The following is a 16,013-nucleotide window of genomic DNA, read 5'->3' on the forward strand; positions in this document are numbered from 1 at the left end:
CATATTGGGGGATGCCAGCAAGATGCTTGTGCTACATATTGGGGGATGCCAGCAAGATGCTTGTGCTACATATTGGGGGATGCCAGCAAGATGCTTGTGCTACATATTGGGGGATGCAAGCAAGATGCTTGTGCTACATATTGGGGGATGCAAGCAAGATGCTTGTGCTACATATTGGGGATGCCAGCAAGATGCTTGTGCTACATATTGGGGGATGCCAGCAAGATGCTTGTGCTACATATTGGGGATGCAAGCAAGATGCTTGTGCTACATATTGGGGGATGCAAGCAAGATGCTTGTGCTACATATTGGGGATGCAAGCAAGATGCTTGTGCTACATATTGGGGGATGCAAGCAAGATGCTTGCGCTACTATTGGGAAGAAGATGATTCTTGTTCTATTTCTGAAGTAAGATGAATTTTACCTTCGGCAAATTCTACTAATGCGTTGAGTTCATCTATTGATCCTACTACTAATAAGCGATCGCCTGTTAATAATTTAGTTTGACTATCAGGATAATTAATTTCTCCCCCATCAGCACGACGAATGGCCATTAAACTCACTCCGGTAAAATAACGCATATCAATTTCTGCTAAAGTCATACCAATTAAAGGAGAATTAACTGGTAAATCATACCACCGATGATTAAGATCCTGGGTCACTTTTGCCAAATATTCGGCAATTTCTGCCTCAGTTCTTTCTGGACGTAAATCTAAATAATGATCTTGTCTAATTTTCTGCATTTTCTGTTGGACAATTTCCGGTAATAACCCCACACTAGTTAATAAATGATTGGCCATTTCTAAACTAGCTTCAAATTCCGGTTGTACCACTTCTCGCGCTCCTAATTGATATAATAATTCAATGTTTTTATCTTTAGTAGCACGTACCACTAAATCCAATTCTGGACATAATTCTAAGGAGCGTTTCACACATAATCTAATACTAGCAGGATCAGGTAAAGCGATCGCCATTACTTGAGCATTATTTACTCCCGCCGTTTCTAAAACATGAAGACTTACACCATTACCATATACGTAAGGGATACCTTTGTCTCGTAATTGTTGAATTTTACTTTCTGACTGATCAATTACTACTACGGGTAAATCATATTCCTGCAATAATTTCACTACATTTTGCCCAATTTTCCCATAACCACAAACTACAATATGATTTTGTACAGGTAATTCATCAGCCACATCCCGCACTCGATCTTCTTCTAAATACGGTTTTAACCAAGGCATAGATTCGGCTAAACTAAATAAAAATGGCACTAATCTTAACACAAAAGGAGTTAAAATTAATGTTACTGCTGTAGTTCCCAAAATTAATAAATATATCCTGCGGGAAACTAACCCTAAACTTTGTCCTTCACTGGCTAATACAAAGGAAAATTCCCCAATTTGTGCTAAACCTAAACCCGTAATTATTGCTGTTTTCCAAGAGTAATTAAATAACTTTACTAAGGGAGTAATAATCAAAAATTTACCCACAAATACTAAAGCTACTAATCCCAATATCAAATCTAAATTCTGCCACAAAAATACAGGATCAATCAACATTCCAATGGACGCAAAAAACAAACTAGCAAATATATCTCTTAATGGTTCAACAATTGTTAAAGTTTCATCCGCATATTCCACTTCTGAAATCATTAAACCTGCTACAAATGCCCCCATTTCAATGGATAATCCTAAATATTCTGTAAATAGGGCAATTCCTAAGCAAATAGTCACTACTCCTAATAAAAATAACTCTTTGCTTTCTGTTTTTGCTAATAATCTCAATAAAGGCGGAATTAACCAAATACCAGCAACTACCGCACCCGCAGCAAATAAACTAATTCTCAATAAAGCTGTAAAAACAGCTACACCAATTACTTCTGGTGGCTGATGTAAAGCTGGTAATATAGCTAACATTAATCCTAATGCCAAATCTTGAACGACTAAGATACCTAACATGACTTGGCCTTGAGGAGTTTCGGTTTCATTCCTTTCCATCAAGGATTTCAGAACTACTGCGGTGGAAGATAAAGATAATATAGAACCTAAGAAAACTCCCTTAGCTGGTAAGGTGTCCCAAGCACCAATCAACCCACAGAGGATCACGGTAATGACAATGGTAAGGATAATTTGTAAACTACCACCTCCAAGAGCGATCGCTTTCACTTTTTTTAATTCCGCTAGGGAAAACTCTACACCCAAAGCAAATAATAGGAAAGCTACCCCAAACTGGGCAAGGGTTTCCACTTGTATTATTTCTTTGATTAGTTTCAGTCCTCCAGGACCTACTACCATTCCTCCAAGTAAATATCCCAGTAATACAGGTTGTTTTAATAGTGCTGCTAAGAGTCCTCCACCAGCAGCTACAGCAAAAACCAAGACTAAATCAATTATTAGGCGAAAATCTTCTTGCACGGATTTTTAGTTAAGAAATGTAAACAACTCATTTATTTAGATGATATAGGAATTTTATATATTTATCTGATCACCTTTATTCTATATTAGTAGGGTGCGTCAGACATCAGAAATGTACTTATTAGCAGGATGTATTCAATCTGACGCACCCTACAACTATCTAGCTGTTAATGTTGTCAACTTATAATGTAAAATACTCAAACATTACCACAATAGTAACGGGAGACTACCATCTTGGGTATAGAACTACGCAGTTTCGTATTTCTGGACAACCTACAACCTCAACACGCTGCATATATGGGAACAGTCGCCCAAGGCTTCTTACCCCTACCAGGAGACACCTCCCTCTGGATTGAAATATCACCAGGTATAGAAATTAACAAAATTACTGATGTTGCTCTAAAATCTGCCTCTGTGCGTCCCGGAATACAAATAGTAGAAAGACTTTATGGGCTTTTAGAAGTACATTCTGGTTCTCAAGGCGAAACCCGTGCGGCGGGAGAGGCTATATTAGCTCTTTTAGGCGTAAAGAAAAACGAATGTATTAAACCTCGTGTAATTTCTAGTCAAATTATTCGCAACATAGACGCATATCAAACCCAATTAATTAACCGTACCCGTCGCGGCCAGCTTTTACTAGCAGGACAAACTCTCTATGTGTTAGAAGTAGAACCTGCTGCTTATGCTGCCTTAGCCGCTAATGAAGCCGAAAAAGCCGCCCAAATCAACATTTTAGAAGTACAAGCTGTGGGTAGTTTTGGGAGATTATACTTAGGTGGAGAAGAAAGAGATATACTCGCAGGTGCAGCGGGCGCGTTAGCAGCTATTGAAAACTCACCAGGAAGAGTACCAGCAAATCAAAATAAACGTAATGAGTAATTGACAATGGATAATTGACAATTGATAATTAGTAATATTCATATTTATTAATGGTTTATTAATCCTTTTAGATAGAATTTTTCACTATTACCTATTCCCTAAAAAAATGGCTAATATAGAACATCTCAAATTATTAAAATCTGGTGCAGTTAACTGGATAGAATGGAGAAATCAAAATCCACATATAGAAATTGATTTAACATCAGCTAATTTACACCTTGAAAATTTACGCGGCGCAAATCTTCAAGGTGTAAACTTCAATAAAGTAGATTTAGTAGCAGCTATTTTAGTCAGAAGTAACCTAAGTAAAGCTAATTTAACTAATGCTAATCTTGCCCAAGCTAAATTAATAGAAGCAAATTTACAAAATGCTAATTTGAGTATTGCTAATTTAACTGAAGCAATTTTAACTCAAGCTGATTTGAGTTATGTAAATTTAATTGGTGCTAATTTGAGTCATGCAAATTTAGAAAATGCTATGATGACAGATGCTAATTTAATTGGTACAGATTTTTATAATGCTAATTTAAAATATGCTGATTTAGTTAATGCTCAATTAATTCGTAGTAATTTGAGTTTTGCTAATTTGATGGGGGCAAATTTAATTACCGCAAATTTGAGTGAAGCTAATTTATATGAAGCTGAATTAATGACGGTGCAGTTGTATAAGGCTAATTTACATAAGGCTAATTTAACTAAGGCTCATTTAGGTGGTGCTTATTTATATAAAGCTGATTTAAGTCAAGCAAATTTAATGAATGCTGATTTAAGTTGGGCAAACTTAAAAGGGGCTAATTTGCAAGGTGCTAATTTGCAAGGCGCGAATTTGAGAGGGGCAATTATGTAATTATATGCAATTATGTAATTATATGATGTAGGGTGTATTAGAGCTTTAGCTCGTAACGCACCGAAGGTTTTATCGTTAAGATGTCAAGATGAGACAGTTATCAGACTGGATTATACTTGGTACTTTTACGTTTGGGGTTGGTATAGCTTAGTTGTTTGATACTCCAAAGACTTATGAGTTGTTTGAGTTGGCAGTATGCTAAAATTATACTTGTAGTGTAACATAGCTTATAGTAAGTTTTTTAGTGGTTCATTTTCATTATTGCAATCATAAAATAATCAGTATGTCTAATTTAATCGGTGAAATTATTGGCAGTAAATATGATATCCTTTCCAAACTTGGACAAGGTGGTAGCGGTGTTGTGTACCTGGCGAAGAAATTAGGTACTACTGAGCGTTATGCTATTAAAACTCTTTCTACCGATGAAGATAATGCAATTAAACTTTTAGAAAGAGAAACAGAGACCTTAAAAAGGTTTAATCATCCTAATATAGTTAAATTTATTGAACAGGGTTATGAAACCCGTCATCAACTGGTTTATTTAGTATTAGAATATTTAGATGGTCAAGATATAAAAACTTATTTTGATAGTGGCATTGATTTAAAAACAAAATTAAATATACTTAAACAAATTATTGATGCCATTAGTCATGCTCATTCTAAAAATATTATTCACCGAGATATTAAGCCAGATAATATTAAAGTTGTGGATACTGATGAACAACCTCAAGCAAAGGTTTTAGATTTTGGTATAGCCATTATTACAACTACTATTTTAACAAATACAATTAGAAGTTATCATACACCTTTATTTTCTGCTCCTGAACAAATTACTTTAGAGAAAGTTTCCAGAGATTCTGACGTTTATTCTCTAGGAATGACATTTTTATACTTATTGTCAACTCAAAATGATAGAATTATTTTTCAAGATGAGAGAGATAAAAACGTACTGTATCAATCTACTCAATTATCCTTAAATGGTTGCGGTAATTTTAGTAATTTAGTAGAAATTTTAAAAAAAGCTACAGATAAAGATCGTGAAAATCGTCCTAAGCTAGATGAACTTAGAAAAGTTATTGCTAATTTTCAAGAAGAACTAACAGAATCATTTAAAGTTATTTTTAATATAACTCGCAGAGCAGAACAAGAAATTAATGATCAACATAACTTTCAAAATAACATTTTAGCAATTAAAAATTACCTTGAGTCTTTATTCAGAGAAAATTCTAATACTTTATATATTAAAAAAAGCCGTGATCAGCAGCAGCGTGATGAAAATAAACTAACAATTGATATTGGTTTAGAAAGTTCATCTAAATTCTATCGTGCATTTATTAATTTAGATAATCATAACTCTACCCACATAACTGTACTACATGAAATTACCTTACCTCCTAATATACAAGAACAAATATTTGAAAATGGGTTGAATATAAAAGTAAATCCTATAATTGAGGTAGGTGCAGGTTTAAAAAGAAAATCAGATTTATCAGAACTGATTAAACAAATTTACCAAAAAGAACAGCAAATTAAAAACGAAATAGCAAATAATAAAGATTTAGCTGCTACTTTCGAGCAATGGCAATCAGTAATTGATCTTGAAAAACAAATAATCACTGATAAAAAATCAGTGTTTGAATACAGAGAGAAATATTATGATCAACAAAAACAAATTTTGATTTTATCATTGATAAAACCTATTTCCACTGAACAATTTGATCAAATTACATCTCCACCATTACCTGTTACTATTTCTATTAGAAATAACTCACCTTCAATTAAACAAAAAGAAAAGCAATGTGGAATTGGAGATATTATTGATGGTGATAAATCTAGTAATGGAGAATTAGTTGAAAAGATACATATTAGTATAGGAGATTTTTGTCCTCCTGAAATTATAGAATCTATTTTAGATAAAGGAAAAATAGAAACTAATTTTAAAGCACAAGAATCTGAAATTGATAAACGGCGTAAAGCTTTACGAGAAATTAGATATGGAGATTGTGAGAATACAACTTTATCCAAGGTAATAGCTGATCCAGCCAATGTTCAACCAATAGAAGCTAGTTTAATTCATAATTTTTTTAATCAAGAAATAGATAATTCACAACAACAAGCAGTATCTAAAGCCTTAGCTACTGAAGATATTTTTTTAATTCAAGGACCACCAGGTACAGGTAAAACATCTGTTATTACAGAAATAATTTTGCAAATTTTAGATAAATATCCAAATGATAAAATTTTAATTTCTTCCCAGTCTAATGTAGCCGTAGATAACGTTTTAACTAGGCTATCTCGTGTTGAAGAAAAAGAAATCATGTGTATTAGAATTGGTAGAGAAGAAAAAATCGAAGAAGATGCTAAACAATTTGAAGTTGAAAAAGCTATTATTACCTGGCAAAATTCAATAAGAACTAAATCATTAACTTATTGGCAAGAGTATCAAGAAAATAATCAACAAGTTCTCTCTGGAGTGAAAAAAATTGCTCACTTAGAAGATGTCAAAAGTAAATATCAACAATTACAATCAATATCTCAAAAACTAACTCAAACCATAGCTAGATTTAATTCTGAGTTGATTATACAAAAAGATAATTTAGCATCTATAGAGTTTTCTGATATTGCGTTAGAGCTAATATCTGAAAAACTGGAATTAGAACAAAAAATATTACAATCACTAGAAAAATATACTGAAAAGTTTGGGATAGAGTATCCTGAGCAAAAATATCTTTCCAAATGGATTAATGAAGAATATAAACTATTGCAAAGTATATTAGGTGAAAACCAAGCCAACTATGAGAATTTTATTCGACTGCAAAAACTAAACAAAGAATGGAATGAAAAATTAAAAAGAAAACAGGAAGATTTAGAATCTATTTTTATAGATAAAATTAATGTTGTTGGTGCAACCTGTTTAGGAGTAGCAAGATTTAAAGATCGTAATTTTGATTGGGTAATTGTGGATGAAGCTGGTAGATCCACTGCACCTGAAACATTTGTACCCATGTCTAAAGGTAAAAAAATTATTTTAGTAGGTGATCATAAACAACTACCTCCTATCATTGATCAAGAATTACAGGAAAAAGCCTTAAGTGAAAAGGAAATTCACAAGAGAGTTTTGGAAACAAGTTTATTTGAATATCTCTATGAAGAACTTCCTACAACCAATAAAATAACACTGAATAATCAATATCGGATGCACCCTCATATTGGTAATTTAGTTAGTACATTATTTTATGATAATCAAGTTGCTAGTAATCTGGTGAATGTTCAAGAAAAAGAACATAATCTAACACTTGATAAGTTCCATAAAAATATTTATTGGATATCTACTAGCGATGCTGGGGAAAAATCGCAAGAAAGAGAAAATGGAAAAAGTCGTAGTAATCCTTATGAAGCAAAAGTTATCAAAGCAGTTTTATCAAGGATTCAAGAAAATTGTGAATTAAATCAGTTACAAAAGCAAGTGGGTGTTATTTCAGCTTATCGTTCACAAATTGGTATTTTAGAATCTGCGATTGCACCTAATAATAAACAATTGTGGACAAATCTACATATCATTATTCATACAGTTGATGCTTTTCAAGGAGGTGAATGTGATATTATAATTTATGATTTAGTGAGAAGCAATAAAAATAAAAAATTAGGTTTCACTTCTGATGATCGTCGTTTAAATGTCGCTTTATCTCGTGCCAAACAACTATTAATTATAGTTGGTGATGATAACATGGCTTATCAGGGTAGAACTCCTAAAAATATTTCTAATCCTTTTAAACCATTAATAGAATATATAGAATATATTGATAATAGTAATTATTGTTCACGACTCGAATCTAGTGATTTTATTGAATTCACAATTAATTCATAATGGAGTAATATCATGGTTAGTCAAACCAAAGACTTTGAAGAAAAAATTCGTAAACGTCACTCACTTCCTGAAGCTATAGTAATTGATTGTCAACCTATTGGCTATCCTTTTTATGTTCTAAATCTCGATCTAACATATTTGGCAAATAGAAATTTAGAATTATTAGAAGAATATATTATGAAGTGTATTGTCAATAATTTGAATAAATTAGAAGAAATTGCTGGTTTTTTAGGTATAGATAATGATATACTTGAGAGAGTATTATCAAAATTAATTTCTGATGATATAGTTATTAGAAATAATGGTTTTCAGCTAACAGAAAAAGGACAAGATGCTTTACAGCAACAAACTATCTTATCACCACTTTCAGATAGTAGAACTTTCTATTTAGATGGTTTAAGTGGAAAGTTGATAGACAACTTTTCCCTAAATAAATTTGATGTTAAAAAATACCCAAATAACTGTATTAGTAAAGTCATCAAAAAACCTAGAAAAGATAATATAGAAGATATTATTGACTATTATCAAGATATTGAGAGATATTTACAAAATTCAGTCTCTAATAAGAATGTTGAACTGATTCAGGTAAATAAAATAGAAAAAGTATATCCTGAATGGCATGAAGTATTGTTAGTTTTGTATAAAAGTAATCCAAATGATAGTGAAATAGAATATGAAATATTTTCTAGAAATTCTATTCAAAAAGATTATCGAGAAACCATAGAAAAATTATATGGAGAGGGAAAGAAAATACTTGATCCTATTTTTCAGGATATGAAACAAGATAATACTTGTAATCAATCATTTACTGAGATTGTTAGTAGTATTAAAGATGAGGATGTTAAAAATGTAGAACAAATCAGTGCAAAAATTAGTTCTCTTAATGATCCTGATTCCTTCACAGATAAAAATACATCTGTCAAGGAAGAAAAGCAAAAACTGGAAAAACAACTAGAACAAATCAAAACTCAAACTAGAATCTCAGAAGTTATTCATACTACTGAACTAAGGGAATATCTTTTTAAAGCTTTAAAAGAAGCAAAAAATAGAGTAATGATTGTTTCCCCCTGGATCAAAAGTAATGTAGTTAACCGAGAATTTTTATCAACTTTAGAGGAAACATTAAAACGAAAAGTGCAAATTCATATCATATATGGTTATAAAGAAACTCCGGGAAGTATGAAAAATGATACCTGGTCAATTAATCAGTTGGAGAATTTAGCGCACAATTATAAAAACTTAAATTTTCAAAAAACTACAAACAGTCATCGCAAGCAAATAGTTTGTGATGATAAATTTGCGATAGTAACTAGCTTTAATTTCCTCTCCTTTAGAGCAGATCCCAACTTAACTTACAGAGATGAATTAGGAGTAGTTTTAAAGGATAAACAAACAATTGAGGATTTATTTAATAGTGCTATAAATTTAGTTAAATTAAAATGATTTCTAAATTCTATTAAAAAATCAGATTAAATAATATTAATAATTGTTGGTAATTGGTAATGGGTAATTGGTGATTGGTAAAATAATAAATCACTTATTACCAATTTTCCAATTTCCTATTACCTATGGCCAATATTTAGGGAGCAAGAGCATTACCGCGTATTAAACTACCAATGGTTTTAGCGGTAATTTTTAATTGTGTGAAGGGGTTCGCAGGAACTACTGTTTTATACAGGTAACTGTCAAAAGTAAGTTTCTGTACATCCAAATCATCACACATTTCTACAAATGCTTCCCTGGTAGCATCTGAACGATAGAAAACAGTTTGTAAAATGTCTAATACTTTGTAAGTCAGTCCGTATTTATTATCCCAACGTTTTAAGTAAATTTTCAGGTCTTTTTCGCTGGGGATACGCGCACCATAGTTAGAGGTTTCTACAATGGTTTCAGCACACATACGACCAGACTTAGCAGCAAAATAAATGCCTTCACCTGATGATTTTGTTACATAACCTGCGGCATCACCGACTAAGGCAATACGTCCTACAACACGACGGGGACGGGGATGTTCGGGAATGGGGTGAGCTTCAACTTTGATGATTTTGCCACCTTCTAATTTTGCGGCTGCACGGGCGCGAATACCTGCTTGTAATTGTTTGATGCTGGCTTTATTTACTTGCATTGTGCCAGTACCAACAGCTACGTGATCGTATTTGGGGAATACCCAAGCGTAGAAATCTGTGGATACATCATCACCGACATACATTTCTGCCATGTCGTTGTAATATTCCATTTTGTCTTGGGGAAGACGAATACGTTCTTGGAAAGCGATCGCATAATTGTAATCACCTGCGTCCATATCCTTAGCAATACGTGAATTTGCACCATCAGCACCGATGATTAAATCCACCTTGAGACTTTTAGTAACGCCTTGTGCCTGTCCTCCAGTATGATCAACATAATGGATGGTGTAGGGGTCACTATTATTGCCAGGTATATCAACTTTATGAACAGTGGCATTAATTAAATTCGCGCCTAGTTTAGCTGCTCTGTTCCGTAAGAAACTATCTAGCACTTCGCGGCGACACATTCCTATATATTCATCTTGATTTATTAAATTGATATCAACTTCACGGTTAGAAGGTGAAATCATTTTCATCTTCCGCACGCGACGATCAATAATTTCAGGAGGTAAGTCAAATTCGCTCACCATACACAGAGGAATAGCACCACCACAAGGTTTAGCGTTATCTAGCTTACGCTCAAATAAATAGGTTTCAATGCCAGCTTTAGCTAGTGTTTCAGCAGCACAAGAACCGGCAGGACCAGAACCAACAACAGCAACCCTAAGTGTCAAAGTCTTTCTCCCAATCTTAATATTTACCCAATGTATCCTATCATGTACTTCTATTGGAGGTGAGGGTTAGGCTCAGGTTTTGTCAGAAATGCAATATTCCTTAACATTTCGACATGAAAAATTATAGAAAGTTGGCGAAAATTATCAAAAATTAAATTTTCCTATCTTATCAGTAAATGTGAGTCAATGATGTGTAGGATCAGATAATGTAATAAATCTCGTAAGTAATTTTGCACATAAAATAGCTGCACTACATCACGGTTGAACACAGGATAACTGCACTACATTAACAATAAATAAGACTATAACTAAAACTATTGAAATTTCTTTATTTGATCATATTTCTCGTCAAATTAGTATCAATGCAATTACCAGATATCAACGGTATATTTCGCCCCATAAAGGGTTTCGCTGCGCTCATCGTGTGTTACATGGTGGGGAATCTTGTTCTCAGTATGTGAAAAGACAGGTTGCTGAAAATGGTTTAAAGATGGCATTTTTTCAGGCTAGAAAAAGGTTTGAAGAATGTAAACAAGCGAATCAAACTTTACGAGAAATGCGATTTTTGAGACAACATCAGTTAGCAATGGAAACTCCAGAAATACCGGAGGAAATGGAAGTTCCAGAAACAGAAGAAAATTTACCAGTACCAATAGAAAAACCTGCAAAATCTTCACGTTTTAATGAGAGAGATTGTACTACCTGCGCTGATTTAGGATGTTCTTCTCTGGAAATTCTTGATTGTAGTGCTTTAGATTGCGCTGCTATAGATACTAGTAGTTTGGATTGTGGTGGTTTAGATTGTGGAGGGTGTAGTTTTTAAATAATAGAGAATTAAATGTATTGATATAGTACAACATCGTGTAAATGCAATAACCATCTCAAGCACTAAAAAGCTGATGATTTATTACTTTTGACTTTACTACGGTACTAGAAAATTAAGATTAATTCATTGACCTTAATACTATTTTTCGCTAAATTAAGATTAATGTACTAATCTTATATATCCCTATGTTGGAAATTGCCAAGAACGATATCATATCCCGTCTTCAATTTGATAACCCCTGGTGGGAAACAGGAAAGAAAGGGAAAGTCGCTTTTGAAGATACTCCTCGGCGAAAGTATTTTGAGGCTTTTCATCAGAAAATATTGGATGTAAGTGTTCGTCGTGCAATCGTGTTGATGGGACCAAGGCGCGTCGGTAAGACTGTTATGGTGTATCATAGTGTACGCGAACTCTTAAACTCTGGTATTGATGAGAAAAATATCTTATATCTTTCTCTGGAAACCCCGATTTATACAGGACTTCCATTAGAAAAAATACTTAGTTATTTTCAAGAACTATTCCATCATCAACGTGATACAAAACTGTTTATATTCTTTGATGAAATTCAATACCTGCGTAATTGGGAAATACACCTGAAATCTCTCGTTGATTCCTTTGCTGACTACCGCTTTATTGCCACTGGTTCTGCTGCTGCTGCGCTACGATTAAAAAGTGTTGAATCTGGGGCAGGTCGGTTTAGTGATTATATTCTTCCGCCACTAACTTTTGCTGAATACTTAATGTTTATTGGTCGAGAAGATGAACTTATAAATATAATATCAACTCAAGATCCTCTGCATCCATATAAATATTCTGCTACCAATATTGAAGAACTAAATAAAGAATTTGTGAACTACCTGAATTTTGGGGGATATCCAGAAGCAGTATTTTCTGAAAGTATTCGGCAAGATCCGGGTCAGTATATTAAAAGTGATATTATTGAAAAAGTATTACTTCGTGATCTGCCTAGTCTTTACGGTATCAATGATATTCAAGAATTAAATAGACTTTTTACTACATTGGCTTACAACTCTGGTAATGAAGTAAATTTAGAAGGCTTATCTCAATCTTCTGGTGTCGCCAAGAACACTATTAAGCGTTATATTGAATATCTTGAGGCTGCGTTCTTAATTCGGCGTGTTGAGAGAATTGACCAAAATGCAAAGAGATTTAAGAGAGCAATGTACTTTAAAGTGTATTTAACTAATCCATCCATGCGAGCAGCACTGTTTGGACAGCTTAATGCGGATTCTGAAGCTATGGGAGCGATGACGGAAACTGCTATTTTTAGTCAATGGCAACATAGTATGACTATTGAGCTTTATTATGCACGCTGGAATTCAGGAGAAATTGATATTGTACATTTGAAACCTGCAAATCAGTCACCTTCTTGGGCTGTGGAAGTTAAGTGGAGTGACCACCCCTATAGGTCAAATTCAGAACTTGATAACTGTGTAGAATTTGTGAGAAAAAACCCTACTATATCTCATCTTTTGGTAACAAGTCGCACTATTACAGATGAAGACTTTATGTATAAAGATGTACATTTTCAATTTGAGCCATCTAGTTTCTACACTTACATAATTGGCGCTAATATTTTGCGTCGTATTAATAAGTTTTCGCAGTAGGATACATTCAAGATTATTGTATTTGTATGAGGGGCGATCGCTCCTAATTATTTCTTTTATTTTTGTTAGGGTAGCGATCGCTTTTAATTGTCATTTAATAAACTTAATAAACGGCAAAATCAGTGATTTTACGACGTTCAGGATTTTTAAAAGCTAAAACAATCAAACTATTTTCTAAATTTAAAAAATAAGCGTTGATTTCTACTTATCTTCCTGCATATTCCTAACTATCTTAGTGACAATTTTTCTGGGAATAAACCGCACACATTTTGACATCAATTTATTCACAAAACCAGGAATTATAATTGTTTTCCCCTTCATTAAAGCATCATATCCCATTTGTGCCACCGTTTGGGCATCCATCATTTTTTTACCTTTTAACAGTTTAGAATCTGCCATACCTGTTCTTTCATGAAATGCCGAAATAGTAGAGCCAGGACAAAGTACAGTCACAGTAACTCCTGTACCTTCTAACTCATTAGCGATCGCTTCTGAAAACGATAAAACATAGGCTTTAGTGGCAAAATAAACCGCCATTAAAGGACCTGGTTGAAAAGCAGCAGCCGAGGAAACATTTAATATTTTACCTTGACCTTCTTTAACCATTTCTTTCAGAAATAATTTAGTTAAATGAGTCAAACAAACTAAATTTACTTGCAACATTTCTAGTTCAGTATTCAGGTTAGTTTCATTAAATAAACCATAGGTTCCAAACCCGGCATTATTGACTAAAATATCAACCTTAATACCTGCTTGTTGCAATTCTGTGAAAATTTCTTGAGGAGATGTGGATATCGCCAAATCTTTAATAATTGGTTTAACAGAAATTCCAAATTCTTTTTCAAATTCAATAGCTATTTGTGTGAGTTTTTGTCCCACTCTATCTACTAATACAAGATGATAATTATTACTAGCAAAAATCCGGGCTAACTGATAACCAATACCATTGGCAGCACCTGTAATTAAAACTGTTCCCTGACATTTTATGTTCATTTTTAAAAAGGGTGAAATCACCTAATATGTGTCATGTGATAATTATTGAATGATAATTTGTTGGGTTATGCTCTTGCAGGAAACCCAACATTTATCACTTAGAAACCCAACATTCCTCTAACCTAAACTTAAGAAACCAGTTTGAATTAAATATGATGTGTAAGTCATTAATAATTGAGAATCAATTACTGGACAACTAACACCACTACCTTTTAACGCTGCTAATGTTTCTTCACAACTAATTACAGGCCTTCTGGCTTGCAAATACAAATCAGGAATTGTTAATTGTTCATCTGACCATCTTTCTAATAAAAATGGACGTAAAGTATATAAAGGATTTTCAGGAGAAGTGACATTATTAACTAAATAATTTTGCCATTCTTCATAAGAAATCATCTTAATATCAAATCCAAAAGAACGTACCCACTCAACTAAGGATTTTAATGATGCTGGTTGTGGATGTTGCAGGTGGAATGCTTTACCAATGGATTTTTCTTGTCTGGATAAATAAACCACTGCTTTACTAACATAATCCACTGGAGACATATCCAAATTATAATCTACATCGGGAAAATATCCCATTTGTAAACAACCTTTAATCATTAAATTGATAAAATCATGGGTGTTACAAACTCCAGTTTGGCTATCTCCAGCAATTAAAGGAGGACGATGAATAGTAATAGGTAATCCTCTTGTACCTGCAATTTTTACTAATTTCTCTGATACCCATTTTGTTTGGGAATAACCTAAAAAGATTCCTTCCCAATGATTAAATTCATCCTGTTCTTTAACTACTTTTCCAGCATAAACGGGAGATTCAAAAACAGCCACACTAGAAACATAATGAAACGCTTTAACTTTAGTTTCACAAGCTAAACGTAAAACTTCTTGAGTTCCTAAAACGTTGGCGGTTTTTAATGCTGAATAAGGAAATACATAATTCAACAATGCAGCACTATGATAAATGGTGTCAATATTAGCTGCTAAATTAGCAAATTCTGGTGATGAAATTCCTAAAAACGGTTCTGATAAATCACCAATTACCGGAATAATTCTCTGTTGGTATTTATCATCCCAAATTCCGTATTGTTCTAAATTTTTGACTAATTTATTTTTACCTTCTGAGATATTTTCAGCCCGAACTAAGCAATAAATAACCCCTTGAGTTGCTGATAATAATTCTTTGATAATAAATGCACCTAAATAACCTGTTCCTCCAGTTAAAAAGATATTTTTAGGATTAGCAATGTCACCAGTATAACTACCAATAGGTTGAATTGTGGGGTCAAGAACTGCTTCTGCACCTAAGTCTAAAAAAGGTGCTGTATTTAGACTATTGCTGGTGGTTTTTACACCATCTTTAATATCTAGATTATTTTGGGATTCTTCTGCTAAACGTTGGGATAAAGCTGCAATGTTAGGATAATGCCATAATAAAATGGGAGAAGGTTTAAAGCCTAATAATAGTTCTAATTTACTAATAATAATCATGGCTTGGGCTGAATCTAAACCATAATTTTCTAAATGTTCATTAACGTCTATATCTTCGGGGGAAACTTCAATAACTTTAGCTAGATTAGATACTAGAAATTTTTGAATGTCTGCCGCAGTATAGGACTGTGTTAAATTCATTATTTGTTACTCCTGTGGTGTTTTGAGGATGTTTTGATTATTTGTTTGATGCACCATCATCAATTAATATGGTGCGTCAAATTTACAAGTTGATCATCTATTCATTAATTATTTTTTTGACGC

10 protein-coding genes are annotated in these 16,013 nt (G+C 33.2%); 6 read left to right on the top strand and 4 right to left on the bottom strand.

Features of this window, described 5'->3' with window-relative positions:
* Positions 1-371: 371 nt before the first annotated feature.
* Positions 372-2,417, bottom strand: coding sequence for a cation:proton antiporter (locus tag H6F32_RS15100; protein WP_190370137.1), 2,046 nt, complete (start codon positions 2,415-2,417; stop codon positions 372-374).
* A gap of 234 nt (positions 2,418-2,651) precedes the next feature.
* On the opposite strand from H6F32_RS15100, the gene H6F32_RS15105 reads away from it, so the two are divergent.
* The 4 genes from H6F32_RS15105 to H6F32_RS15120 all read left to right on the top strand — a co-directional run bounded on the left by H6F32_RS15105 (position 2,652) and on the right by H6F32_RS15120 (position 9,454).
* Positions 2,652-3,296, top strand: a complete 645-nt coding sequence (locus tag H6F32_RS15105; RefSeq protein ID WP_190370138.1) for a hypothetical protein — start codon at positions 2,652-2,654, stop codon at positions 3,294-3,296.
* Positions 3,297-3,402: 106 nt separating this feature from the next.
* Positions 3,403-4,143 (top strand): pentapeptide repeat-containing protein, encoded by a 741-nt coding sequence (locus H6F32_RS15110; protein WP_190370139.1) that lies wholly within the window; start codon positions 3,403-3,405, stop codon positions 4,141-4,143.
* A 283-nt stretch (positions 4,144-4,426) separates the two neighbouring features.
* Entirely contained in the window at positions 4,427-8,011 is a 3,585-nt protein-coding gene (locus tag H6F32_RS15115) for a serine/threonine-protein kinase (protein ID WP_190370140.1), read from the top strand.
* Between the two features lie 12 nt (positions 8,012-8,023).
* On the top strand, positions 8,024-9,454 hold the full coding sequence (locus H6F32_RS15120) for a phospholipase D-like domain-containing protein (RefSeq protein ID WP_190370141.1): 1,431 nt from the start codon (positions 8,024-8,026) through the stop codon (positions 9,452-9,454).
* A gap of 136 nt (positions 9,455-9,590) precedes the next feature.
* On the opposite strand, the gene chlP is transcribed toward H6F32_RS15120, so the two are convergent.
* Entirely contained in the window at positions 9,591-10,811 is a 1,221-nt protein-coding gene (chlP, locus tag H6F32_RS15125; protein ID WP_190370142.1) for a geranylgeranyl reductase, read from the bottom strand.
* Between the two features lie 388 nt (positions 10,812-11,199).
* On the opposite strand from chlP, the gene yidD reads away from it, so the two are divergent.
* Both yidD and H6F32_RS15135 read left to right on the top strand, forming a co-directional pair.
* Positions 11,200-11,634 carry a membrane protein insertion efficiency factor YidD gene (yidD, locus tag H6F32_RS15130; RefSeq protein ID WP_395939620.1) on the top strand — a complete coding sequence of 145 codons (435 nt, stop codon included), beginning with the start codon at positions 11,200-11,202 and terminating at the stop codon, positions 11,632-11,634.
* Between the two features lie 188 nt (positions 11,635-11,822).
* Positions 11,823-13,265: an ATP-binding protein gene (locus tag H6F32_RS15135; protein ID WP_190370143.1), complete on the top strand. Its 1,443-nt coding sequence runs from the start codon at positions 11,823-11,825 to the stop codon at positions 13,263-13,265.
* A gap of 201 nt (positions 13,266-13,466) precedes the next feature.
* On the opposite strand, the gene H6F32_RS15140 is transcribed toward H6F32_RS15135, so the two are convergent.
* Complete coding sequence (locus tag H6F32_RS15140) at positions 13,467-14,258, bottom strand: SDR family oxidoreductase (RefSeq protein ID WP_190370144.1); 792 nt, start codon at positions 14,256-14,258, stop codon at positions 13,467-13,469.
* Positions 14,259-14,375: 117 nt separating this feature from the next.
* The gene (locus tag H6F32_RS15145) at positions 14,376-15,890 is read right to left on the bottom strand and encodes a thioester reductase domain-containing protein (RefSeq protein ID WP_190370145.1); all 1,515 of its coding nucleotides are present in this window, start codon (positions 15,888-15,890) and stop codon (positions 14,376-14,378) included.
* Between the last annotated feature and the right edge of the window lie 123 nt (positions 15,891-16,013).

The organism is Anabaena sp. FACHB-1237, from assembly GCF_014696225.1.
Taxonomy (GTDB): Bacteria; Cyanobacteriota; Cyanobacteriia; order Cyanobacteriales; family Nostocaceae; genus FACHB-1237.